22 protein-coding genes and 1 rRNA gene are annotated in these 24,488 nt (G+C 69.2%); 11 read left to right on the plus strand and 12 right to left on the minus strand.

What is annotated here, in order from left to right:
* Positions 1–27: 27 nt before the first annotated feature.
* Positions 28–468: a class Ib ribonucleoside-diphosphate reductase assembly flavoprotein NrdI gene (nrdI, locus tag CUR96_RS01490; protein WP_102191534.1), complete on the minus strand. Its 441-nt coding sequence runs from the start codon at positions 466–468 to the stop codon at positions 28–30.
* Between the two features lie 6 nt (positions 469–474).
* Positions 475–708: a glutaredoxin-like protein NrdH gene (nrdH, locus tag CUR96_RS01495; protein WP_102191535.1), complete on the minus strand. Its 234-nt coding sequence runs from the start codon at positions 706–708 to the stop codon at positions 475–477.
* A gap of 413 nt (positions 709–1,121) precedes the next feature.
* On the opposite strand from nrdH, the gene CUR96_RS01500 reads away from it, so the two are divergent.
* From CUR96_RS01500 to CUR96_RS01525, 6 genes are all read left to right on the plus strand, one after another.
* Positions 1,122–2,288 (plus strand): MFS transporter, encoded by a 1,167-nt coding sequence (locus tag CUR96_RS01500; protein WP_102191536.1) that lies wholly within the window; start codon positions 1,122–1,124, stop codon positions 2,286–2,288.
* Positions 2,285–3,193 carry a sugar kinase gene (locus tag CUR96_RS01505; protein WP_102191537.1) on the plus strand — a complete coding sequence of 303 codons (909 nt, stop codon included), beginning with the start codon at positions 2,285–2,287 and terminating at the stop codon, positions 3,191–3,193. The genes CUR96_RS01500 and CUR96_RS01505 overlap by 4 nt, the downstream gene beginning before the upstream one ends.
* A gap of 40 nt (positions 3,194–3,233) precedes the next feature.
* Positions 3,234–3,992, plus strand: coding sequence for an alpha/beta fold hydrolase (locus CUR96_RS01510; protein WP_102191538.1), 759 nt, complete (start codon positions 3,234–3,236; stop codon positions 3,990–3,992).
* Positions 3,989–5,149: an acyl-CoA dehydrogenase family protein gene (locus CUR96_RS01515; protein ID WP_102191539.1), complete on the plus strand. Its 1,161-nt coding sequence runs from the start codon at positions 3,989–3,991 to the stop codon at positions 5,147–5,149. Before CUR96_RS01510 ends, CUR96_RS01515 begins: the two co-directional genes overlap by 4 nt.
* 86 nt (positions 5,150–5,235) lie before the next feature.
* Complete coding sequence (locus tag CUR96_RS01520; RefSeq protein ID WP_102191540.1) at positions 5,236–5,700, plus strand: Lrp/AsnC family transcriptional regulator; 465 nt, start codon at positions 5,236–5,238, stop codon at positions 5,698–5,700.
* Positions 5,697–7,091, plus strand: a complete 1,395-nt coding sequence (locus CUR96_RS01525; RefSeq protein WP_102191541.1) for an aspartate aminotransferase family protein — start codon at positions 5,697–5,699, stop codon at positions 7,089–7,091. Before CUR96_RS01520 ends, CUR96_RS01525 begins: the two co-directional genes overlap by 4 nt.
* A gap of 40 nt (positions 7,092–7,131) precedes the next feature.
* On the opposite strand, the gene CUR96_RS01530 is transcribed toward CUR96_RS01525, so the two are convergent.
* From CUR96_RS01530 to CUR96_RS01550, 5 genes are read right to left on the minus strand one after another with little or no spacing between them, the layout of a single operon-like run.
* A complete protein-coding gene (locus CUR96_RS01530) occupies positions 7,132–7,869 on the minus strand; it encodes a FadR/GntR family transcriptional regulator (protein ID WP_102191542.1) in 738 nt (245 codons plus the stop codon).
* The gene (locus tag CUR96_RS01535; protein WP_102191543.1) at positions 7,866–8,645 is read right to left on the minus strand and encodes a 3-oxoacyl-ACP reductase; all 780 of its coding nucleotides are present in this window, start codon (positions 8,643–8,645) and stop codon (positions 7,866–7,868) included. Before CUR96_RS01535 ends, CUR96_RS01530 begins: the two co-directional genes overlap by 4 nt.
* 42 nt (positions 8,646–8,687) lie before the next feature.
* Entirely contained in the window at positions 8,688–10,049 is a 1,362-nt protein-coding gene (locus CUR96_RS01540) for an aldehyde dehydrogenase family protein (protein ID WP_102191544.1), read from the minus strand.
* Entirely contained in the window at positions 10,046–10,798 is a 753-nt protein-coding gene (locus CUR96_RS01545; RefSeq protein WP_102191545.1) for a gamma-glutamyl-gamma-aminobutyrate hydrolase family protein, read from the minus strand. Before CUR96_RS01545 ends, CUR96_RS01540 begins: the two co-directional genes overlap by 4 nt.
* 1 nt (position 10,799) lies before the next feature.
* The gene (locus tag CUR96_RS01550; protein WP_102191546.1) at positions 10,800–12,155 is read right to left on the minus strand and encodes a glutamine synthetase family protein; all 1,356 of its coding nucleotides are present in this window, start codon (positions 12,153–12,155) and stop codon (positions 10,800–10,802) included.
* Between the two features lie 158 nt (positions 12,156–12,313).
* Between CUR96_RS01550 and CUR96_RS01555 the strand changes: the two genes are divergently transcribed.
* Complete coding sequence (locus CUR96_RS01555) at positions 12,314–13,858, plus strand: amino acid permease (protein ID WP_102191547.1); 1,545 nt, start codon at positions 12,314–12,316, stop codon at positions 13,856–13,858.
* A gap of 47 nt (positions 13,859–13,905) precedes the next feature.
* On the opposite strand, the gene CUR96_RS01560 is transcribed toward CUR96_RS01555, so the two are convergent.
* Positions 13,906–14,178, minus strand: coding sequence for a metal-sensitive transcriptional regulator (locus tag CUR96_RS01560; RefSeq protein ID WP_102191548.1), 273 nt, complete (start codon positions 14,176–14,178; stop codon positions 13,906–13,908).
* Between the two features lie 97 nt (positions 14,179–14,275).
* Here CUR96_RS01560 and CUR96_RS01565 point away from each other — a divergent pair, with 97 nt between their 5' ends.
* The 3 genes from CUR96_RS01565 (at position 14,276) to CUR96_RS01575 (ending at position 18,970) form a co-directional block, all read left to right on the plus strand.
* The gene (locus CUR96_RS01565; RefSeq protein ID WP_102191549.1) at positions 14,276–15,553 is read left to right on the plus strand and encodes a DUF445 domain-containing protein; all 1,278 of its coding nucleotides are present in this window, start codon (positions 14,276–14,278) and stop codon (positions 15,551–15,553) included.
* 1 nt (position 15,554) lies between these two features.
* Positions 15,555–16,475, plus strand: a complete 921-nt coding sequence (locus CUR96_RS01570; RefSeq protein ID WP_102191550.1) for an arginase family protein — start codon at positions 15,555–15,557, stop codon at positions 16,473–16,475.
* Positions 16,476–16,597: 122 nt separating this feature from the next.
* Positions 16,598–18,970, plus strand: a complete 2,373-nt coding sequence (locus CUR96_RS01575) for a LamG-like jellyroll fold domain-containing protein (protein WP_102191551.1) — start codon at positions 16,598–16,600, stop codon at positions 18,968–18,970.
* 82 nt (positions 18,971–19,052) lie between these two features.
* Here the strand turns inward: CUR96_RS01575 and hutI are convergent, their stop codons facing one another.
* Genes hutI through hutH form a run of 3 tightly spaced genes read right to left on the minus strand, consistent with a single transcriptional unit; the run spans position 19,053 to position 23,420 of the window.
* Complete coding sequence (hutI, locus tag CUR96_RS01580; RefSeq protein ID WP_102191552.1) at positions 19,053–20,216, minus strand: imidazolonepropionase; 1,164 nt, start codon at positions 20,214–20,216, stop codon at positions 19,053–19,055.
* Positions 20,216–21,886, minus strand: a complete 1,671-nt coding sequence (gene hutU, locus CUR96_RS01585; RefSeq protein ID WP_102191553.1) for a urocanate hydratase — start codon at positions 21,884–21,886, stop codon at positions 20,216–20,218. Before hutU ends, hutI begins: the two co-directional genes overlap by 1 nt.
* Positions 21,879–23,420, minus strand: coding sequence for a histidine ammonia-lyase (hutH, locus tag CUR96_RS01590; protein ID WP_102191554.1), 1,542 nt, complete (start codon positions 23,418–23,420; stop codon positions 21,879–21,881). The genes hutU and hutH overlap by 8 nt, the downstream gene beginning before the upstream one ends.
* A 58-nt stretch (positions 23,421–23,478) precedes the next feature.
* Between hutH and CUR96_RS01595 the strand changes: the two genes are divergently transcribed.
* The gene (locus CUR96_RS01595; protein WP_102191557.1) at positions 23,479–24,246 is read left to right on the plus strand and encodes an IclR family transcriptional regulator; all 768 of its coding nucleotides are present in this window, start codon (positions 23,479–23,481) and stop codon (positions 24,244–24,246) included.
* A gap of 129 nt (positions 24,247–24,375) precedes the next feature.
* On the opposite strand, the gene rrf is transcribed toward CUR96_RS01595, so the two are convergent.
* Positions 24,376–24,488, minus strand: a 5S ribosomal RNA gene (rrf, locus tag CUR96_RS01600); the annotation flags it as partial.

The following is a 24,488-nucleotide window of genomic DNA, read 5'->3' on the forward strand; positions in this document are numbered from 1 at the left end:
GGTTGCCCTTGAATGCCGCCTGTTCGGTCACTGCAGTTCCAGCTTCCACCGTCGTTCCAATCCGTCGCTCACGCGATCCACGTCGTCCTGCGTGCCGAAGATTTCGAGCCGGTACAAGTGCGGCACCTGACACTTGCGGCTGATGATGTCACCGGCGAGACAGAAGGACTCGCCGAAGTTGGTGTTGCCTGCGGAGATGACCCCGCGGATGTGGCGCCGGTTGCGCTCGTCGTTGAGGAACCGGATCACCTGCTTGGGGACGGCGCCGCTTTCGACGCCGCGCCCCTCACCCCCGCCGTAGGTGGGAGTGACCAGCACGAAGGGCTCGTCGATGACGAGGTCGCCCTCCTGCCGGTGGAGCGGGATGCGCGTCGCCGGAAGCCCGAGCTTCTCGACGAAGCGCGCCGTGTTGCCGGACACGCTCGAGAAATACACCAGGAGCGGCGCGGCTGTCGCGACGGCGCTCATGGTGCGTCACGCCAGGCGGGAGGCGAGTGCGTCGATCTTGTCGGGACGGAAGCCCGACCAGTGGTCCTCGTCGGTGACGACGACCGGCGCCTGCATGTAGCCCAGCGCCTTGACCTGCTCCAGGGCCGTCGGGTCCTCCGACAGGTCGTGGATCTCGTACTCGATGCCCTTGGCATCCAGCGCGCGGTAGGTTGCGTTGCACTGGACGCAGGACGGCTTGGTGTAGACCGTGATCGACATCTCATCCCCTCAGATTCTTTGATTTCCCGGCAGGCCCCCCGCCGGGAGTTCAATACTACATATGGGTACGGACATTGGGGGCGACCACAAGGGCTAGTAGTTACATCCCTGTAGTTTTCCACCGCTCTCCCCTGTTACAACACAGGTTCTCCACCGTTTCTTCCACAGGCGCAGGTGCTCACGGAACGGTCTCGAAGCGCGGAATTCTGCGGCTCCGAACCTCCTTCGCCGGATCCATCCACAGGGGGCACCATACGCGGGGCATCCGACATCCGATTTCCTGTGGAAAGGACCCTCCGGCGTGTCGTCGGCGTGTCGCATCCGCTCGGACTTCGACGGTCGCCGCCGGTCACCGGTACCGTGGTCTGGTGGCGGGATATCGGGATCTTCTTCGCACGCCCGGAGTGGCGCGCATGATCGCGGCTCAGCTGACCGCGCGGTTCCCCAACGGCATGGCGTCGCTGGCGATCCTGCTGCATGTGGAGCAGCAGACCGGCTCCTACGGCGCCGCCGGCCTCGTGCTCGCCGCGACCTCGGTCGGGCAGGCCGTCGCCGGTCCGGTGACCAGTCGGTGGATGGGCGTCTGGGGCATGCGGCGCGTCATCACGCTCACGCTCAGCGTCTGCGTCGTCGCCGTGATCGCGCTCGCCCTGCTTCCGCTGAACGTTCCGGGGTACATGGCGCTCGGCATGCTCGCGGGCCTGTCGACTCCGCCGATCCAGTCCGCCGCGCGCACCATCTACCCGAAGCTGGTCAACTCGTCGCAGCTGACTCCCCTGTTCTCGCTCGACGCCTCACTGCAGGAGATCATCTGGATCATCGCGCCGGTGGTCATCACGCTCGTCTCCACCCAGGTCGGCACCGTGCAGGGGCTGCTGCTCGTCGCGATCATCCTCGTCGGCGGAGGCGCCTGGTTCATCCTGTCGCCCGAGGTCGGCCGCGTCCGCATCCCGCGCAGCCGGAACGCGTTCGGCAAGGTCGTGCTGAAGCCCCCGGTCATGCTCGCGACGGTCATCGGCTTCCTCCTCATCGGGGCGTGCGCGGCCGTCGAGGTCGGCGTGGTGGCGACCTTCGATCACGGCAGTCTCGCCGCCGGCCTCGTGCTCGCGGTGTTCTCGGTCGGCAGCCTCGCCGGCGGCCTCGCGTTCGGGCACATCCCGATCGGCCCATGGGCGATGGCTCGGCGCTTCGTCATCATCACCATCGGCCTCTCGCTGACCATGGTCTCGCTCGACGCCTTCTGGCTGGGCGGCACGCTGATCCTCGCCGGCATCGGCATCGCCCCGGCCCTCGCGGTGCTGTTCGCGATCACAACGGCGAGCGTGAAGTTCAGCGAGACGGCTGAGGCCTTCGGCTGGGCCGGAACCGGGCAGCTCATCGGCGCCGCAGCCGGATCCGCCATCGGGGGCTTCCTCGTCGACGCCACCGGCGGGGCCCGCGGCGCCTACCTGGCCGCGGCGCTGTTCGCCGCGGTGGGCCTGATCGTCTCCGTCGTCTTCGTCCGTTCCTTCCCCGACCTGCGTCACCGCGATCCCAGCCCCTATCCAGACACCGAACCTGTGGCGGTCACCCCCTCATGAGCATCCCCTCCCCTGCCGTCTCGCCGGCGATCGTCTGCGTCGGCGAGACGATGGCCCTGATCGTGCCCACCGGTGCCGCGCTGGCCGACGCCGACACCGCGACCATCGGGCTCGCCGGCGCCGAATCGAACGTCACCGCGGGAATCGTCGCCGCCGGCCATCGTGCGGCCTGGGCCTCCCGGCTGGGCGATGACCCGCTCGGGTCGCGGATCGTGTCGGAGCTCGCACGTCGCGGCATCGAGCTGTGGGTCGAACGAGACCCGGATGCTCCCACGGGCGTGATGTTCAAGGACCCCGGCGCCGAGAACTCGTCCGTCTACTACTACCGCCGCGGCTCGGCCGCGGCGGCGATGGCACCCGGCTTCCTCGCCCCCGAGCGGCTCGCCGGTGTGCGGATCGTGCACACCACCGGGATCACCCCGGCGCTGTCCCCGTCCTCCCGGGCGATGGTCGACCGGCTCTTCGCCGACGCACGTTCGGCCGGCGCTCTGGTCTCCTTCGACGTCAACGACCGCCGTCCGCTGTGGAGCATGGAGGATGCCGCGGCCACCCTCGCCCGACTCGCCGACGCCGCTGACATCTGCTTCGTGGGACGCGACGAGGCGGAGCGGATCTGGGGGACGCGCACGGCAGAGGAGATCCGCGCGCACCTGCCAGGAACGGGACTGCTCGTCGTCAAGGACGGCGACGTCGGCGCCACCGCTTTCGACGGCGACGCCGATCCCGTCTTCGTCCCGGCTCCCCGCGTCGACGTCGTGGAGCCGGTGGGCGCTGGTGATGCCTTCGCCTCGGGCTTCCTCGCGGCGACCCTGGAGGATCGCCCGCTGATCGAGCGTCTCGCCGCAGGTCACGCCGCCGCGGCGCGGGTGCTCACGATCACCGCGGACATGCCGCCGATCGACTGAAGCCACGCCCTCGACCGGCACGCCGTCCTAGGCTGAGACCATGCCTGCGCCCCTCACTCTGCCCCGCATCTCCTGGGGCGAGCCCGCATCGCCGCGCCGAGCGCTGCTCGTCCATGGCCTCGGTTCATCCGGCGCGCTGATGTGGCGCCTCGGCGACGCGCTGGCAGTAGCCGGCTGGCACGCCACTGCTGTGGATCTGCGCGGTCACGGCGATGCCCCTCGCTCGATGGACTACACGGTCTCCGCCTACGCCGCCGACCTCGTCGCCGCCCTCCCTGCCGGTGGCGGCCCCTGGGACGCCGTGGTCGGGCACTCGCTCGGCGGAGCCGCGAGCGCCGTCGCCGCGGCATCCGCACCGGAGTGGACACGACGACTCGTGCTCATCGACCCGGCGATCCTGGTCGAGGGGCGCGACGCGAACGTGATCCGCAAGAGCCAGGAGCGCGCCTTCACCGACCCCCGTGTCGACACGGTGCGGTCGGAGCATCCGCACTGGCACCCGCAGGACCAGGAGCTGAAGGTGGATGCCGTGCTGCGCGCCAGTCGCTGGGCGGTCGAGCAGACCAGCGCGCAGAACAGGCCGTGGGACGTGCGGGCCGATGTCGCACGATTGACGGTTCCGACGCACGTGATCGGCGCCGATCCCGCCGTCTACAGTCTCTTCACCGGCCCCGTCGCCGACGAGGTCCTCGCGGGCAACCCGGGCATCACGATGTCCGTCGTCGCCGGTGCCGGTCACTCGCTGCACCGCGACAAGCCCGACGAATCCATCCGCCAGCTGCTGGAGGCCGTGACATGAGCACCTTCGACCCCGCCACGATCCTCCCCGACGCTCTGCTCGATCGCATCCGCGAGCGCGCCCCGATCCATGACAGGGAGAACACGTTCCCGCAGCAGGATCTCGACGAACTGCGCGACGCCGGATACCTGTCGATCCTCGTTCCCGCCTCGCGCGGCGGTGCCGGTCTCGGTCTCGCGGAGGCCGCGATCCTGCAGCAGCGGTTGGCGACGGCGGCCCCCGCCACCGCGCTCGCCATCAACATGCACCTGGTGTGGACCGGTGTCGCCAAGGTCTTCGCTGACCGCGGCGTTCCCGGGCTCGAGTTCGTGCAGGACGGCGCGGTCGCCGGTGAGGTCTTCGCCTTCGGGATCAGCGAGGGCGGCAACGACCTCGTGCTGTTCGGCAGCGACACGGATGCCGCACCGCTCCCCGACGGCGGCTATGCCTTCACGGGCACGAAGATCTTCACCTCCCTCGCCCCGGTGTGGACGAAGCTCGGCCTGCATGGCCTGGACACCACCAGCGAGGATGCACCGAAGCTCGTCTTCGCCTTCGTCGAGCGCACCGATGCCGTCGTCACCGGTGATGACTGGGACACGCTCGGGATGCGCGGAACGCAGAGCAGGACGACGCGCCTGAACGGAGCCGTCGCCCGAGCCGAGCATGTGGTGCGCCGCATCGATCCGGGCCCGAACCCCGACCCCATCGTCTTCGGCATCTTCGCCGTCTTCGAGATCCTCCTGGCCTCGGTGTACACCGGGATCGCGCGACGCGCGCTGGAACTCGCCGCCGAGACCGCCCAGAAGCGCCGCTCGAAGAAGACCGGAGCCGCGTACAGTCAGGACCCCGACATCCGCTGGCGGATCGCCTCGATGGGACTCGCCTACGACGCGCTGCCCCCGCAGATCGACGCCCTCGCCCGCGATGTCGACGAGATGGCCGACAACGGAACCCGCTGGTTCTCGCTGCTCTCCGGCGTGAAGCACCGCGCGATCGTGATGGCGAAGGGAGTCGTCGACGAGGCGATGCTGGTCGCCGGCGGCGGCTCGTACTTCTCCTCGAACGAACTCTCCCGCCTCTACCGTGATGTACTCGCCGGCGCATTCCATCCCTCCGACCCGGAATCGGCGCACGCGACCATGGCGACGGCGTGGCTGGGACCTCTGGATTCGTGACTCGATTCGGCTGAATGCATAAGCCGATTCGATTGAAATCGACGATTTCCATTGAGGAGCCGTCGCCGAAGTGCGAAGATCGCACCATGAGCTCGAAGAAGAGATCCCCGCTCGATGACCTTTCGAAGACCATCATCGAGCTTCTGCAGGAGGACGGCCGGCGTTCGTATTCCGACATCGGACGGGTGGTCGGGCTCAGCGAGGCGGCGGTGCGCCAGCGGGTGCAGAAGCTGACGGACTCGGGCGTCATGCAGATCGTCGCCGTCACCGACCCGATGCAGCTGGGCTTCCGCCGTCAGGCCATGATCGGGATCCGTGTCTCCGGCGATGCCCGTCTCGTCGCCGAGGCCGTGGCGGCCATACCCGCGGTCGACTACGTCGTGGTGACCGTCGGATCCTTCGACGTGCTCGCCGAGGTGGTCTGCGAAGACGACGAGGATCTGCTCGCCCTGCTCGGCGACAGCATCCGTCCCATCGACGGCGTGCTGTCCACCGAGACCTTCATCTACGCGAAGCTGCAGAAGCAGCTCTACAACTGGGGGACCAGATGACCACGTCACGTCAGCGCGCATCCGAGGCAGAGTTGCAGCGGATGGCGAAGGATCATCTCTGGATGCACTTCACCCGCCAGTCCTCGATGGCCGAGAACGGCGTCCCGATCATCGTCAAGGGAGACGGGCACCACATCTGGGATGCCCAGGGCAAGCGCTACTTCGACGGACTCTCCGGTCTCTTCGTGGTGAACGCGGGTCACGGCCGGCGACGCCTCGCCCACGCCGCCGCCCAGCAGGCGTCCGAGCTCTCTTTCTTCCCGCTGTGGTCGTACGCGCATCCCGCTGCGATAGAACTGGCCGACCGGCTCGCTGACGAGGCACCGGGCGATCTGAACCGAGTCTTCTTCTCCACCGGCGGCGGTGAAGCGGTGGAGACGGCGCTGAAGCTCGCGAAGCACTACTGGAAGCTCATGGGCAAACCCACCAAGCACAAGGTCATCTCGCGCTCGGTGGCGTACCACGGCACCCCGCACGGCGCGCTCGCGATCACCGGCATCCCGGCGATGAAGTCGATGTTCGAGCCGGTCGCCCCCGGAGGCTTCCGGGTGCCGAACACGAACTTCTACCGTGCGGCGGAGATGGGCGCGCCGGCCGACGACGTGGAGGCGTTCGGACGCTGGGCCGCCGACCGCATCGAGGAGATGATCCTGTTCGAGGGCGCGGACACCGTCGCCGCCGTCTTCCTGGAACCGGTGCAGAACTCCGGCGGATGCTTCCCTCCCCCTCCCGGTTACTTCGCCCGGGTGCGCGAGATCTGCGACCGGCACGATGTGCTGCTCGTCTCCGACGAGGTCATCTGCGCGTTCGGGCGCCTCGGTCACACCTTCGCCTGCACCGGATACGGGTACGTCCCCGACATGATCACCTGCGCGAAAGGCATGACCAGCGGCTACTCGCCGATCGGCGCCACGATCGTGAGCGATCGGATCTACGAACCGTTCTCACACGGACAGGTGTCGTTCCCGCACGGCTACACCTTTGGCGGTCATCCCGTCTCCGCCGCCGTCGCCCTGGAGAACCTCGCCATCTTCGACGAGGAGCGACTCAACGAGCGCGTCCGCGAGAACTCGCCGCTGTTCCGCGCAGAGCTGGAGAAGCTGCTCGATCTCCCCATCGTCGGCGATGTGCGCGGCGACGGCTACTTCTTCGGCATCGAGCTCGTGAAGGACAAGGACACCAAGGAGACCTTCGACGATGCCGAGTCGGAGCGGCTGCTGCGCGGCTTCCTCTCGCCCGCCCTGTTCGAGGCAGGCCTCTATTGCCGCGCCGACGACCGCGGCGATCCGGTGATCCAGCTCGCCCCGCCGCTGACCGTCGGTCCCGCCGAGTTCCGCGAGATCGAGCAGCTGCTGCGGAGCGTTCTCACCCGGGCATCCGAGGTGCTCTGAGACCGGATCAGGGTGTTTCGTGGTCGGCGGGCCGCCGAAGTCAGATCAGGAAGCCCCTGAGAAGCGCCTCGGAGCCCGCAAGGTGATCCCGCATCGCCGACTCGGCGGCGTCGGGGCGGCCCGCCAGGATCGCCGTGACGATGTGTTCGTGCTGCTCCCCGGAATGCTGGATGTTGCGTGGCATCAGCGGGAAGGTGTCGAGCCACGCATTGACGTCCGCACGGTTCTCGGCGACGAGCGCGACCAGTGACGGGACACCGGCCGCCTCGGCGATCGCCAGGTGGAACAGGGTGTCCAGCCGGCGGTACTCCCCCGGGCCCGCGGGCAGCGCGGCCTCGTGCCGGCCCCACAGGTCGGCCCTGGTCGCCGCATCCAGAGTCCTGCTGGCGGCGGCGTGCGCGGCTCCCGTCTCCAGCACGCGTCGAAGCCCGAGCACGTCGTCGAGCTCCGCGGCCGTCACGGCCGTGGAGACGGACGGCTGCGGGAGCGGATCCGCGACGAACGTACCGCCGTAGCGGCCCCGCCTCGGACGCAGGTAGCCGGTGTCGGCCAGTTCCCGGATCGCGTCGCGCACGGTGTCACGGCTGACGCCGAAGGATGCCGCCAGCTCGCGCTCCGGCGGCAGCGAGTCGCCGGGTGCCACCACGCCGAGACGGATGGTCTGGACGAGGCGGGCGACGGTGTCCTCCAGAGCGTTGCCGCGCCGAAGTGGCCGGTACACCGCCCTGCGCACCTCGGCGAGGTCGCCCTCGACTCCCTGCGGAGGATCGGCGCTCATAGCGGGGTGACGTAGGCGTTGCTGATGCCGCCGTCCACGACGAAGGCGCTGGCGGTGATGAAGGACGAGTCGTCGGAGGCGAGGAAGGCCACCGCGGCCGCGAGCTCCTCCGGCTCCGCGAAACGACCCATCGGCACGTGCACGAGACGGCGCTGCGCCCGCTCCGGGTCCTTCGCGAAGAGCTCCTGCAGGAGCGGCGTGTTGACCGGTCCGGGGCAGAGCGCGTTCACGCGGATGCCCTGGCGGGCGAACTGCACGCCGAGTTCGCGCGACATCGCCAGCACGCCGCCCTTCGAGGCGGTGTAGCTGATCTGCGAGGTCGCCGACCCCAGCAACGCGACGAACGAGGCCGTGTTGATGATGGAACCGCGGCCGGCAGGCACCATGTGGCGAAGGGCAGCCCGGCTGCACAGGTACACGCTCTTCAGGTTCACGTCCTGCACCCGGTCCCACGCCGGCAGCTCGGTGGTCTCGATGGAGTCGTCGTCGGCCGGTGAGATGCCCGCGTTGTTGAAGGCGATGTCGATCCGCCCGAACTCGGCGGCGACACCGTCGAACAGCGCGTTCACCTTGGCCTCGTCGGCGACGTCGACGGAGCGGAACGCTCCGCCCACCTCGGCGGCGGCCGCCTCGCCGGTGGCAGGATCGACGTCGGCGATGACGACGAACGCGCCTTCGGCGGCGAATCGCTTCGCGGTGGCGAAGCCGATGCCGCTCGCGCCGCCGGTGATGATCGCGACGCGGTCCTTGAGTCGCTGGGTCAGATCAATGCTCATGTGTGTGCTCCGGTTGAAGGGTCGGATGGAGGAGGGAAGCGATCAGGATGCGTCAGTGGCGAAGAAGACGTTCTTGGTCTCGGTGAAGTGCTCCGCGGCATCCGGTCCGAGCTCGCGCCCGAGGCCCGACGCCTTCATGCCGCCGAACGGGGTGGCGTAGCGGACCGAGGAATGCGAGTTCACCGACAGCACGCCGCTCTGCACGCCCCGAGCCACCCGCACGGCGCGGCCGAGGTTCTCGGTCCACAACGAACCCGCCAGACCGTACGCGGTGTCGTTGGCGAGGCGGATCGCGTCGGCCTCGTCCTCGAACGGCATCACCGCGACGACAGGACCGAACACCTCCTGCTGTGCGATCCGGTCGGCGGGGTCGGCCAGCACCACCGTCGGCGCGAACCAGAATCCGTCACCGGCGGGCGCCGTGCCGCGGAACGCGACGTTCGCGTCGTCGAGGAACGACGCCACGGTGTCGCGGTGGTTCGCCGAGATGAGCGGTCCCATGTCGGTGTCCGCGCTGCCGGGATCGCCGACCCGCCAGGCCGCCACAGCCGGTTCGAGCAGCTCCAGAAAACGGTCGAATACCGATCGCTGCACGAGCAGGCGGCTGCGGGCACAGCAGTCCTGACCGGCGTTGTCGAACACCGAGCCTGGAACGGCGGCCACCGCCCGCTCGAGGTCGGCGTCGGCGAAGACGATGTTGGCGCTCTTGCCGCCGAGCTCCAGCGTGACCGGCTTCAGCGCCCTGGCGCATCCCGCGGCCACATCGATCCCGACCTCGGTCGACCCGGTGAAGACGACCTTGCGGACGTCGGGGTGCTCGACCAGACGCTGACCGACGATCGAACCGGATCCGGTGACGACCTCGAGCAGTCCGGCCGGCACACCGGCCTCGACGGCCAGCTCGCCGAGCCGCATCGCCGTGAGCGGTGTGAGCTCGGCGGGCTTCAGCACGACCGCGTTGCCCGCGGCGAGCGCCGGCGCGAACGCCCACGACGCGATCGTCATCGGGAAGTTCCAGGGCACGATGACCCCCACGACGCCGTACGGGTCGTGGAACGTCACGTCGAGTCCGCCTGCGACCGGGATCTGCCGCCCGGAGAGGCGCTCCGGATCGGCCGAGTAGTAGTTGAGCACCTGGGCGACGTGCGCCGCCTCCCACCGCGCCGATGAGATCGGGTGTCCGGAATTGAGCACCTCCAGCTGAGCGAGCTCCTCCACGGCGCCTTCGACCGCGCGGGCGAAGGAGCGCAGAGCATCGGCGCGCGCGACCGGAGCGAGAGCCGCCCAACGGCGTTGCGCGGCCATGGCGCGTGCGATCGCCGCATCCGTCTCCGCGACATCCGCTCGCGCGATGTCGCGGATGGGTGCACCGGTCGACGGGTTGATGACAGTGAACGCGCTCATCGCGCTTCCTCCTTCTGCCGCGCGGCGAACGCGCGAGCCTGTGAGACGAGATCTTCGAAGAGGCGCCGATCGTCGCTGTTCTCCTCGGGGTGCCATTGCACACCGACGAGATAGCCGTCGCCCGCGCCCTCGACGGCCTGTACCAGACCGTCGTCGGATCGCGCGCTGACGACGAGACCGTCGCCGAGCCGTCCGATGCCCTGATGGTGATAGCTGTGCACGGGGTAGTCGTCGTCGCCGAGAATCTGCGAGAGCGTCGTCTCTGCTTCGATGATCACCTCGTTCTCGGCGAAGACGCCACCGCCGATCCGGTAGCGATCGGTGCCCAGGGAATCCGGCAGATGCTGCTCGAGGGTGCCACCCCTCGCCACGTTCACCAGCTGCAGGCCCCGGCAGATGGCGAGCACCGGCAGCCGACGACGCTCGGCGGCACGGAACAGCGCCAGCTCCCATGCGTCGCGGTCGATGCGCGCAGCATCCGTCTGCGGATGGCGTTCGGCACCGTACAGCTCGGGCTGCACGTCGGCACCGCCGGTGAGGATCAGTCCGTCCAGCCCCGCGACGGCGATGTCGGCGTGCTGCTCCGCCTGCGGAGGCAGCAGCAGGGCGACGCCGCCGGAACCGGCGACGGCATTCAAATACACCTCAGGCAGGAACGCCGCGCGCACATCCCACACGCCCTGTCGGGCCCGTTCGAGATAGGTGCTGACGCCGATGCGCGGCGCCGCGACAACGCGGTCCGCCGACATCTCAGAGTCGTTCGAAGCCACGGACACGCTCCCAGTCGGTGACGGCGGCGTCATAGGCCTCGAGCTCGATGCGCGCCTGGTTCAGGTAGTGATCCACCATGTCGTCGCCGAACGCCTCGCGCGCGATCGTCGATTCGCTGAAGAGCTGCGCGGCCTCGCGCAGCGTCGTCGGCAGGTGATCGACGCCGGCCTCGTAGGCGTTGCCGGTGAAGCGCTCCGGCAGCGGCAGCTTGTTCTCGATGCCGTGGAGACCGCCGGCGATGATCGCCGAGATGCCCAGATACGGGTTCACGTCGCCACCGGGCACCCGGTTCTCGACGCGGAGCGCCGATCCGCTCCCGATCACCCGCAGCGCGCAGGTGCGGTTGTCGATGCCCCAGGCCACCCCGGTCGGCGCGAAGCTGCCCTTCGCGAAGCGCTTGTAAGAGTTGATGTTCGGCGCGTACAGCAGGGTGAACTCGCGCAGTGTGGCGAGGATGCCTGCGATCCAGTGCTCCATGATCGGGCTGAAGCCGTGCTCGCCGTCGCCCGCCATCACCGGGGTGCCGTCGTCCTCGCGGAGGGAGAGATGGATGTGGCAGCTGTTTCCTTCGCGCTCGTTGAACTTCGCCATGAAGGTCAGCGCCTGGCCGTGCTGCTCGGCGATCTCCTTCGCGCCGTTCTTGTAGATCGCGTGCTGGTCGGCGGTCTCGCGCACCTCCGCATAGCGGAACGCGATCTCCTGCTGGCCGAAGTTGCACTCGCCCTTGACGCCCTCGCAGTACATGCCGGCGCCGTCCATGCCGTTGCGGATGTCACGCAGCAGCGGCTCCATGCGGGTGGAGGCGAGGAGGTTGTAGTCGACGTTGTAGTCGGTGGCCGGGGTCAGGCCCTCGTACTTGCGCGCCCAGGCGTCCCGGTAGGTGTTCTCGAACACGATGAACTCGAGCTCGGTGCCCGAGAAGGCGGTCCAGCCCCGTTCGGCCAGGCGGTCGCGCTGGCGATCGAGGATCGCTCGCGGCGACGGCGCGACAGGTTCGCCGTTCTGCCAGACGAGGTCGGCCATCACGAGCGCTGTGCCCGGGAGCCAGGGCATGCGCCGGAGCGTCTCGGCATCCGGACGCAGCACCATGTCGCCGTACCCGCGGTCCCAGCTCGACATCGCGTAGCCGTCGACGGTGTTCATGTCGACGTCGACCGAGAGCAGGTAGTCGCAGGCCTCGGCGCCGTGATGCAGGATGTCCTCCTGGAACAGCCGCGCGGAGACGCGCTTGCCGACCAGGCGCCCCTGGGCGTCGGCGAAAGCCACGATCACCGTGTCGATCTCACCGGCGGCGATGCCGGCATCCAGCTGCTCGATGCTGAGGTTTCCCGACATCTGACGCTCCTGTCATTCGTTCGACGGAGCGATCAGCCGACCGGCTCCGCCCTCAGAGTAGAACACCATTCAGTTTAAAGGTAGACGAATCCACCATTGGCTGCCACAATCGGGCGCTAGGTGCACCCGGCGCCTGACTGCGTGCGAATGGAGATCGGATGTCCGAGCAGAACAGTGGGTCCCGGAAGGTCGGTGGAGCGACCTATACGCGCGCCGGCAGCGACTACTTCGAGAGGCGGACGCTGAAGCGCTCCGCCGGAGTGTGGGGGCTGTGGGGCCTCGCCGTCGCCGCGGTGATCTCCGGCGACTTCTCCGGCTGGAACTTCGGCATCGACTTCGCCGGCTTCGGCGGGATGCTCATCGCCTTCGCCATCCTCGTGCTCATGTACTACGGCATGATCTTCTCGATCGGAGAGATGGCTGCCGCGATGCCGCACACCGGCGGCGCCTATTCGTTCGCCCGCTCGGCCATGGGACCCTGGGGCGGCCTGGTCACCGGCGCCGCCGAGACGATCGAGTACGTCGCCACGACGGCGGTGATCGTGTACTTCTCAGCCTCGTATGCCAACGGCATCACCGCCGAGCTGCTCGGGTTCACGCTCCCGGGATGGGCGTGGTACATCATCCTCTACGTCGTGTTCATCGCCCTGAACTCGGCCGGAGCCGCGATCTCGTTCCGCTTCGCGATCATCGTCTCGGTGATCTCGATCGGCATCATCCTCGTCTTCTCGGCGATGGCCGCCTTCTCCGGCGCCTTCTCCTGGGCATCGCTGTGGGACATCGTCCCCGACCCCGGCCAGACCGCCTTCCTCCCGCACGGCGTGCTTCCGATCCTGTTCGCCCTCCCCTTCGCGATGTGGTTCTTCCTCGGGATCGAAGAGCTTCCGCTGGCAGCGGAGGAGTCGCACAACCCCACGCGCGACATCCCCAAGGCCGGGTTCTGGGCCCGCGGTACGCTCATCGTCACCGGCCTCCTCGTGCTGTTCCTGAACACCGGTATCCTCGGTGCCGAGGCCACGGGCGTGGCCGGCGAGCCCCTCCTCGACGGCTTCCGCGCCATCGTCGGCGACCAGATGGCCGCCGTGCTCGCGCTATTCGCCCTGATCGGCCTGCTCGCCTCGCTGCAGGGAATCATGTTCGCCTACGGCCGCAACATGTACTCGCTGTCCCGCGCCGGCTACTACCCCCGCTTCCTCTCGCTCACCGGCAAGCGCCAGACCCCGTGGGTCGCGCTGGTCGTCGGCGCCGCGATCGGCTTCGTCGCCCTGATCGTGCTCGATGTGCTCGCCGCGGTGGATGCGGAGGGCGCCGGGTCGGTGGCCGGCGCGATCGTGCTGAACATCGCCGTGTGGGGAGCCGTGCTCGCCTACGGGCTGCAGCTCGTGTCGTTCATGATCCTGCGCAAGAAGTACCCGAACGCGGATCGCCCGTACCGCAGCCCCTGGGGAATCCCCGGAGCCGTCATCGCGCTGGTGATCGCCGCGCTGATCTTCGTCGGCTTCCTGCTGAACCCCACCTTCGGTCCGGCGATCATCGCCATCGCGATCGTCTACGCGATCATCCTGATCGGGTTCGGACTGTTCTTCCGGCACCGGCTGGTGCTCTCCCCCGAGGAGGAGTACGCGCTCTCGGGCGGGACGCACGGCGACCCGCAGGCCGAGGGATACGACGCCATGGAGACGGAGGTCTTCGACGCGAAGTAGGCGTCGCCGGCTTCGACTCGAAGCGGGTCCGACCCGGGGGTCCGGGCCTACTTCGAGTCGAAGTCGAAGGCCTTCAGCAGTTCGAGCACCGCCTTGTCGCGCTCCTCGCCGCCGTGCTCGAACATGTGGGTGACGTGCGTGCGGAGGTGGTTCTCCAGCAGCAGGCGGTTGAGGGACTCCAGAGACCGCTGGATCGCGCGCGACTGCGTGATGATGTCCATACAGTACTCCTCGTTCTCGATCATCCGCGCGACTCCGCGCATCTGACCCTCGAGGATGCTGGTGCGGTGCAGAGCACGCTTCTTGATGTCTTCGATCACGGTTCGAGGTTACTCCGGCCACGGACATGTCCGGGTGCCGAGACAGGGGTCGCCCGGCACCGCAGGCATCCGCCTGTCCGCGTGAAAGGATGGCCACATGCCGCGAACTCCGATGACGCAGCTCTCCCCCGCCGATCAGGTGCGGCTCAGCGCCCTGCGCCGCATGAAGGCGGTCGCGCTCGGCGCACTGATCTTCATGGCGATCGTCTTCGTGATCGCGTTCGCGTTCCAGGAGCGCCTCGATTGGCTGGCGTACGTGCGGGCCGCCGCCGAAGGCGGTATGGTCGGCGCCCTCGCGGACTGGTTCGCCGTCACCGCGCTGTTCCGCCGGCCGCTGGGCCTGCCGATCCCGCATACCGCGATCATCCCGAGTCGCAAGGACGAGATCGGGCGCAGCCTCGGCGAGTTCGTCGAGACGAACTTCCTCGAAGCATCCGTCGTGCGCACGAAGCTGTCGAACACCGCCATCGCGCAGCGCGCCGGCGAGTGGCTCCGCGAAGCTCCGCACGCCGAGCGCGTGGCATCGGAGGGCGCCGCTGTCGCCTCCGCCGTGCTGAACGCGCTCAGCGACGACGACGTCCGCGACCTGATCACCGACCTCGCCCGCGAGCACCTGGTGTCGCCGGAATGGGGACCGCCCGCCGGCGCGTGGCTCGGGAGGATCGTCGAGGCCGACGCCCACCACGGCGCCGTGGATCTCGCCGTGGACAGCATCGCGACCTGGCTCGACGCCAACGCCGTCGCCTTCAGCGGCCTCATCTCGCGGCGCCTTCCGTCCTGGGTGCCGAAGCTTGCACACCGTTTCGTCGACGACACCGCCTACAACGAGGCCGTGCGCTTCGTCCATGCGGTGCAAGCCGATTCGCAGCATCCGGCCCGCCTCGCCGTCGACGGCTACCTGAACCGTCTCGCCGACAATCTGCAGCACGACCCCGCGACCCGGGCGAAGCTGGAGAACGCCAAGGCCACTTTGTTCGACAGCCCCCGCGTCGGCGCGCTGGCCGCCGAGGCGTGGAACACCGCGAAGGCCGGTCTGCTCACGGCTCTCGCCGACCCCGAGAGCGGGTTGCGACGCCGCGCCGCGCAGGCGCTGCAGGAGATCGGCGCGCGCCTGACGACCGATGCCGCCCTGCAGCACCGCGTCGACACCTGGGTCTCCGATGCGGCCGTGTTCCTCGTGGACCGGTACCGGCACGACATCGCCTCGATCATCACCGACACCGTGGAGCGCTGGGACCCGGCCGAGACGACGGAGAAGATCGAGCTCATGGTCGGCCGCGACCTTCAGTACATCCGCCTCAACGGAACATTCGTCGGAGCCCTCGCCGGCCTGGCGATCTTCACGATCGCTCACGCCCTGATCCCTGGAGTCTGACATGGCCCTGTCCTACGATCCGCTCTGGCCGCGCGCCGGGGGCTGGCCCGCGTTCGAGGGGACAGCGGATGCCGCGCTCCTCGGCGTCCCCGTATGGCGCACCTCGCTGTCGCCGACCGGGGCGCATGCGACGCCGACTGCCGTGCGCGAGGCTCTGCAGCGCTACGGGACGGCGCTGATGGGTCCGCCCCTGGTGGATCTGAACGACGTGCTGCGGATCACGGATGCCGGCGACGTGGTGGAACCCGACGGAGATGCCGGCGAAGCCGACACCATCGCGCGGGTCCGCGAGCTGAGCGCCGGCGCAGAGCTGGTCATCGCGATCGGCGGGGACAACTCGCTCACCTACCCGGTGGCTCTGGGCGCCTCGGCCACGGGTCTCATCACGTTCGACGCCCACTTCGACCTTCGCGACGGCGTCTCCAACGGCGCCCCCGTGCGCCGTCTGATTCAGGACGTACCCACTGCCTCGCCTCTGGACACGACCCGCGTCGACCCGACGCGGGTCGTGCAGATCGGCATCACCGATTTCGCCAACTCCGCCGCCTACGCGCGGCGTGCTGCAGACTGGGGCATCCGTGTCATCACACTCGACGAGTTGCGCCGGCGCGGCATCGACGACGTGGTGGCCGAAGCGCTCGAGGTCGCCGGCGCCGGCGCCGATCCGCGCGTGCACCTGGACATCGACGTCGACGTCTGCGATCGTGCGGTCGCCCCCGGTTGCCCCGCCAGCGTCCCCGGCGGACTTCAGGCGTGGGAGCTGCGCACGCTCACCCGAGCGGTGGGAAGCGATGCCCGTGTCGTCAGCGCCGATCTCGCGGAGGTCGACGCCACGGCAGATGCCGACGACGCGCGCACCGTCCGTCTCGCGTCGCTCTGCGTGCTCGAGCTGCTCACCGGACTCGCGGCCCGCCGACGCTGATCACTCGGCGTTCCCCGAAGCCAGCCGAACTGATGCTTGCGCTCGCGTTCTACATCGTTGTAGATTCGCGGACGTGCTCGTAGTCGAGCGCTGAACTCCGTCCGACGCCGAACAGGAGCACCATGCCCCGCACCGCTCGCACCCCGCTCGTCCTGGCAGCCGCTGCGGCCATCGCCCTCGGTTGCCTGACCGCAGCCCCGGCCTGGGCGAAACCTCCGGCAGCGGATCCTGCGCCGCCGCAGTTCTCCGACGTGACCGTGCACGACCCGTCGATCATCACTTCCGGTGACGACATCTGGGCCTTCGGGTCGCATGGCGCCTCGGCCCGCACCACCGACCTGATCGACTGGAAGCAGTACACCGTCGATCTGTCTCAGAACGCCGACAACGCGCTCTTCGACGACATCTACGCCGAGCTCGCCGAGACGTTCGAGTGGGCGAACACCAGCACGCTCTGGGCGTCAGACGTCATCCAGCTGCCGGACGGCCGCTTCGCCATGTACTACAACGCCTGCGAAGGATCCTCCCCCCGTTCCGCTCTCGGGCTCGCGACCTCGGACACGGTCGACGGCCCGTACGAGAACCAGGGCATCCTGCTCAAGTCCGGCATGTCCGGCGAGTCCGAGAATCCCGGCGAGGTCTACGATGCCCGCATCCACCCGAACGCCGTCGATCCGGACGTCTTCTACGACGCCGAGGGGGACCTGTGGTTGACCTACGGTTCCTACTCAGGCGGCATCCACATCCTGCGCCTGGATCCCGTGACCGGCGAGCCGCTGCCCGACCAGGGGTACGGGAAGCACCTCGTCGGCGGCAACCACAGCCGCATCGAGGCGCCGACCATCCAGTACGACGCCGAGAGCGGCTACTACTTCCTCTACCTGTCCTTCGGCGGGCTCGACGCCTCCGGAGGCTACGACGTCCGGGTCGCGCGTTCCACCTCTCCCGATGGCCCCTACCTCGACGCCGAGGGCAACGACATGGCCGACGTGAAGTCCGATCCGTCGCTGCCGCTCTTCGACGACGCCTCGATCCAGCCCTATGGCGTCAAGCTCATGGGCGGTCACCTGTTCACGCGCGAGCTGGGCGACGCCGGCACCGGGGCCGGAATCGGCTACGTGTCCCCCGGGCACAACTCCTGGTATCAGGACCCGGAGACCGGCCGCATGTTCCTCGTCTTCCATGCGCGATTCCCCGAGAGCGGCGAGTACCACGAGGTGCGCGTGCACCAGATCTGGATCAACGCGGAGGGGTGGCCGGTGATCTCGCCGCAGCGCTACGCCGGCGAGACAGCGCGAAAGGTGTTCCGCGACGACGTCGCCGGCGCCTGGCAGCTGGTGAACATGGGCAAGGACATCACCGCGACCGCGGCGGAATCGATCGACATCACGCTCGCCGGCAACGGCAGGATCACCGGGTCCGCAGCGGGCCGCTGGAAGATCACGGGCCAGAACGCCGCGACGCTGACGATCGACGGCGAGACCTACGTCGGAACGTTCATACCGGTGTGGGACCCGGCTCTGGAGACCTGGTCCACCGGTTTCACGGCGGTCTCGGACCGAGGCGTGAGCGTGTGGGGACGCAAGGTCCCGACGCTGTCGGATGCGGATGCCGTCGCCGCGGTCGTGGCGGCTCTCGACCTGGGCGACACCTCTGCCGTCACCGGTGCCCTCACTCTGCCCACCGCGGGCACGAGCGGCACGACGATCGCCTGGGAGAGCTCTGACCCGGCGGTCGTCGCCGCCGACGGAACGGTCGTGCGGCCTTCGATCGGCGAAGCGGACGCACGCGTCACCCTCACCGCAACGGTCACCGCCGGTGACGCGACCCAGACCGTGTCTTTCGACCTGACGGTGCTCGCCCGGACGCCGGGAGTGCTGACCGGGGCGTGGTCGTTCGAGAAAGACCTCGCCGACACCACCGGACAGCACACGAGCGCGACGACCACCGGAGCGCGCCTCGACACCGCCGGCGGCGCGGCCGCGTTCGCGGCGGACGGCGTCACCGGCAGCGCCCTGCATCTCGACGGAGCATCCGGGCTGCGGCTGCCGAGCGGACTGATCCACGGCTCTGAATACACCGTCAGCCTGTGGTTGCGGCCCGACTCTCTGACGCCCTTCACGACCGCGTTCTTCGGTGCCGCGAGCCCGGACTCGTGGGTGAGCCTCGTGCCGCAGGGGCACAGCGGCGTCGGCGGTTCGACGATGGTCTGGTCGGGCACCCGGTGGTACGACGCGGGAACCGGCGCGACGCTGCCGCTCGACGAGTGGTCGCACGTCGCGTTCACCGTGGACGGCGGATCGATCGCGGTGTACGTCGACGGCGTCGAGAGATTCCAGGGCACCGGATTCCCGGATGTGTTCGCGGCATCCGGCGCCGAGTTCGGCCTCGGCGTGAACTGGTGGGATGCACCCTTCGCGGGTGACGTCGACGAGCTGAAGGTGTGGAGCTCGGCGCTTGCCGCCGAGGACATCGCCGAGCTCGCCACGCGCTGAGGGCCGACCCGTTCCGCGTGAGGCACCTCGAGCAACGTGGTGTCTCACGCGGAAGGTGGTGTCGTGTGCAGGATCTGGTGTCTCAGCGGACCGCGACGCCGTCCTTCCACACGCGCGAGACGAGCGGGACGCCGGGCCGGTAGGCCAGATGGATGCGCGTCGGCGCCTCCATCAGCACCAGATCGGCGCGCATTCCCGGCGCGATGACGCCGATGTCGTCGCGGTGCAGCGCCCGCGCTCCCCCGGCTGTGGCTGCCCACACGGCCTCGGCGGGCGTCATGCCCATGTCCCGCACCGCGACGGCGATGCAGAAGGGCATCGAACTCGTGAAGCTGGATCCGGGGTTGGTGTCGCAGGCGAGAGCCACCGTCACGCCCGCGTCGATGAGCCGACGGGCGTCCGGGTAGGGCTGGCGGGTGGAGAACTCCACTCCTGGCAGCAGGGTGAGCACCGTGTCGGACCCGGCGAGCGCGTTCACATCTGCATCCGTCAGGTAGGTGCCGTGGTCGATGGATGCCGCAGCCAGGTCGACCGCGAGTCGAACGCCGTCGCCGGCGCCCAGCTGGCTGGCATGCACGCGGGGCATCAGACCGCGGGAAATCCCCGCCTCCAGCACCCGTCGCGACTGCGCGACCGTGAAGGCGCCGGTCTCGCAGAAGACGTCGATCCACTTCGCGTGCGGCGCACAGGCATCCAGCATCGGCCCGGTCACCAGATCGACGTAGTCGTCCGCGCGATCGGCGTACTCGGCCGGGACCACATGCGCACCAAGGAACGTCACCTCGGACGTCACTTCGGCGGCGAGCCGAACGAGGCGCTCCTCCGTCTCGACGTCGAGCCCGTAGCCGCTCTTGATCTCGACGGTCGTCGTACCCTGAGCGAGCATCTCGTCGAGGAAACCGCGCAGCCGTGCCCGCAGTGCGTCTTCCGAGGCGGCGCGGGTCGCGGCGACGGTCGAGCGGATGCCGCCGGCGGCATACTTCTGCCCGGCCATCCGCGCCTCGAACTCCACCGCGCGGTCGCCCGCGAAGACGAGGTGACTGTGGCTGTCCACGAAACCGGGGATCACCGCACGCCCGCCGGCGTCCAGCACTTCCGCGACCGGCGGAGCCTCCGCCGACGAGCCCACCCAGGCGATGCGGCCCTCCTCGATGAGAACGGCCGCGTCGTGCAGCGTCCCGCAGGGGTCGCCGTCCGCGCGGACGTTGGTAGTCAGCTCCCCGATGTTCGTGATCAGAGTACGCATCACAGCATCGGCACCTTGAGTCCGCGTTCGCGGGCGATGTCGCGGGCGTGCTCATAGCCGGCGTCGACATGGCGCATGACACCGGTGCCGGGGTCGTTGGTGAGCACCCTCTCGAGCTTCTCCGCGGCGAGCGCGGTGCCGTCCGCGACCGACACCTGGCCGGCGTGGATGCTGCGGCCGATGCCGACTCCGCCGCCGTGATGCAGCGACACCCAGGAGGCCCCGGACGATGTGTTCAGCAGCGCGTTCAGCAGCGGCCAGTCCGCGATCGCGTCGGAGCCGTCCTTCATCGCCTCGGTCTCACGGTACGGCGAGGCGACAGAGCCGGAGTCGAGGTGATCGCGGCCGATCACGATCGGCGCCGACAGCTCGCCCGAAGCCACCATCTCGTTGAACTTGAGACCGGCGAGGTGCCGCTCCTTGTAGCCCAGCCAGCAGATACGGGCCGGCAGGCCCTCGAAGTGCACCTTCTCGCCGGCCTTCTCCAGCCACCGGTGCAGCGCCGCATCCTCGGGGAAGAGCTCGGCGATCGCGCGGTCGGTCTTGTAGATGTCCTCCGGGTCGCCGGAGAGCGCCGCCCAGCGGAACGGGCCGCGGCCCTCCTCGAACTGCGGACGGATATAGGCCGGCACGAAGCCGGGGAACTCGAAGGCGCGCGCGAAGCCGCCCAGCACCGCCTCGGCACGGATCGAGTTGCCGTAGTCGAAGACTGCGGCCCCGGCATCCTGGAATGCCACCATCGCGGCCACGTGAGCCGCCATCGACTCCCGCGAACGGCGGGTGAACTCCTCGGCGTCGCGCTCCGCCTCGCGCTTCCAGTCCGCGATCTCGATGCCGATCGGCAGGTAGGCGAGCGGGTCGTGGGCGCTGGTCTGGTCGGTGACGATGTCGATCGGCACACCACGACGCAGCAACTCGGGGAACACCTCGGCCGCGTTGCCGACGACGCCGACCGACAGCGCCTCACCGGAGTCCTTCGCCGCGACCGCACGGGCGATCGCGGCGTCGAGGTCGGTGTGATACTCGTCGAGATAGCCGTGGTCGACACGGCGGGCGAGCCTGGTCTCGTCGACGTCGACGATGAGCACCGCGCCGTCGTTCATGGTCACGGCCAGCGGCTGCGCGCCACCCATGCCCCCTGCGCCGCCGGTGAGGGTGAGCGTGCCCTTCAGCGACTCCCTTCCGAGCGATCGGGCGACAGCCGCGAAGGTCTCGTAGGTGCCCTGCAGGATACCCTGGGTGCCGATGTAGATCCACGACCCTGCCGTCATCTGGCCGTACATGATGAGTCCCAGCTCCTCGAGCTTGCGGAACTCGGGCCAGGTCGCCCAGTCCCCGACGAGGTTGGAGTTGGCGATGAGCACCCGGGGCGCCCACTCGTGCGTGCGGAAGACGCCGACGGGCTTGCCGGACTGCACGAGCAGCGTCTCGTCGGGCTCCAGCTCGTCGAGTGTGCGTACGATCGCGTCGTACGCCTCCCAGGAGCGCGCGGCCTTTCCGGTGCCGCCGTAGACGACGAGGTCCTCCGGGTGCTCGGCGACCTCTGGGTCGAGGTTGTTCATGAGCATCCGCTTGGCGGCCTCGGCGCCCCAGCTCTTCGCGGTGCGCACGTTGCCGCGCGCGGCGCGGATGTTCCGGTGGGCCACTGAGCTTGTCGAAGTGTCAGACATTCACGTACTCCTTTGCGGTACGGGCGACAGCGCCGGACTGGACGAGTGCGGTGACGGCTTCCATCTCGGGCGACAGGAACCGATCGGGGCCGGGGCCGGCGGCGACGGTGCGCACGAGGTCGCGGACCGCGCCGGTGGCCGGCCCCGCCTCGAGGGGGGCGCGCAGGTCGAGTGCGCGCGCGGCGGTGAGGATCTCGATGGCGAGCACGCGGCCGAGACCGTCGATCGCGCGGCGGAGCTTGCGCGCGGCGGCCCAGCCCATGGACACGTGATCCTCCTGCATCGCGGACGACGGGATGGAGTCGACGGATGCCGGAACGGCCAGGCGCTTCAGCTCGGACACGATGCCGGCCGCGGCGTACTGGGCGATCATGAGACCGGAGTCGACGCCCACCTCGTCGGCGAGGAACGGCGGGAGCCCGTGACTGCGCGCGGGGTCCAGCGCCCGGTCGGTGCGGCGCTCGGACACCGACGCGACGTCGGCGATCGAGATCGCGAGGAAGTCGAGGACGGCCGCCACCGGCGCGCCGTGGAAGTTCCCGTTCGATTCGATCCTCCCGTCCAGCGTGATGACGGGGTTGTCGATGACGCTCGCCAGCTCACGGCCGGCGACGGTCGCGGCGTGGGACATCGTGTCGCGTGCCGTGCCGTGTACCTGCGGAGAACAGCGCAGCGAGTATGCGTCCTGGACGCGGCCGTCATCCGGTCCCTTGTGGCTCGCGACCATCGGCGAATCCGCGAGGAACGCGCGCAGGTGGGCTGCCGACTCCTGCTGTCCCGACTGCGGGCGCAGCGCCATCAGGTCGGCGGCGAAGACGGCGTCGGTGCCGAGCTGCGACTCCACGGACATCGCCGCCGCGACATCGGCGGTGATGAGAAGGGTCTCCAGATCGTGCAATGCGAGCACGAGCATCCCGAGCATCCCGTCGGTGCCGTTGATGAGGGCGAGGCCCTCCTTCTCCACCAGCGTGAGCGGCGCGATGCCGGCGGCTTTCAGTGCCTCGGATGCCGGAAGCAGCGTCCCCTCGGCGTTGCGCGCATCGCCCTCCCCCATCGCCGCGAGCGCGATGTGCGCGAGCGGTGCGAGATCGCCGGAGCACCCGAGCGATCCGTATTCGCGCACCACGGGCGTCACGCCCGCATTGAGCATCGCGGCGTACGTCTGCACGACGAGCGGACGCACGCCGGTGCGGCCAGATGCGAGGGTCTGCAGGCGGAGCAGCTGCAGACCGCGGACGACCTCGCGCTCGACCTCGGCGCCGGTGCCGGCCGCGTGGGAGCGGATCAGGCTGGCCTGCAGTTGGAGGCGTCGTTCGGGGGCGATGAAGGTCGTCGCCAGCGCTCCGAAGCCGGTGGAGACGCCGTAGTGCGGATGCGGATCGGCGGCGAGGCCGTCGATGACCGTGCGCGTCCGTGCCACGCGGTCCTCGGCGTCGGGGGCGATCACGACCGGGGCGCCGTGACGGGCGACGGCGACGACGTCGGCTGGTGTCAGCGGCTGGTGGCCGATGAGAACGGAAGGCAGATCACTCATGGTTAGATTCCACACCCGACGACTCGACCGCGACAGCGGTTCATGACATCCTGTGTCTGTGATCCCAGACATCGCAGACGCCTCGCGGGTCCCCGCGGCCGACGGCACGCTTCGCATCCTCCGCTACCTCGCCGGGCGTCCGGCCCCGGTGGCCGCGTCCGCGATCGCCCGGGAGCTCGACCTGCCTCGCTCGACCGTCTACCACCTGCTGGCGACCCTGTCGGCGCACGGCTTCGTCGTGCACCTGCGCGAAGAGCGCCGGTGGGGTCTCGGCACCTCGGCGTTCGAACTCGCCAGCGGGTACGCCAGACAGCAACCGCTGGCCCGGCTCGGCCGTCCGCTGATCGCGGCGCTGTCCGATCGGATCGGAGAGAGCGCGCACCTTGCCGTGATGAGCGGTGGTGACGTCCTCTACATCGTGGAGGAGCGCGCTCCGCGGCGACCCGCACTGGTCACCGAGGTGGGGGTCCGGCTGCCTGCCCACCTCACCGCCAGCGGCAGGGCGATGCTCGCGGCGCTGCCGCGAGAGCAGGTCAGGGCGCTCTACCCCAGCGCCTCCGCCTTCCCGGACCGCACCGGCCGCGGACCCCGGACACCCGGCGAGCTGCGAGAGCTGCTCCGCGAGGTGCGGGCGCGCGGGTTCGCCGTCGAGGACAGCGAGGTCGCCGACGGGCTCCGCTCCGTCGGCGCCCCGGTACGCGATCATTCCGGCTGGCCGGTGGCCGCCGTCGCGCTGACCTGGGCCGGTGACGAGGTCCAGGAACGCTCACTGGCCGACGCCGTCAAGGAGACCGCCGCGCTGCTGGAATCCCGCCTGATGCGGTGAGCATTCGACAGTGCCGGAGTTCGGCTGGTGAACGCAAAGAGCCACCCGGCGACGGGTGGCTCTCTACGGTTGATTCTGTTGTTAACGCGAAATGGCCACCCAACGATGGGTGGCCATTTCACAGAAGAAGTCCGGCGGTGTCCTACTCTCCCACAGGGTCCCCCCTGCAGTACCATCGGCGCTGTGAGGCTTAGCTTCCGGGTTCGGAATGTAACCGGGCGTTTCCCTCACGCTATGGCCGC

The sequence above is a fragment of the Microbacterium aurantiacum genome (genome assembly GCF_002872075.1).
Taxonomy (GTDB): Bacteria; Actinomycetota; Actinomycetes; order Actinomycetales; family Microbacteriaceae; genus Microbacterium; species Microbacterium aurantiacum_A.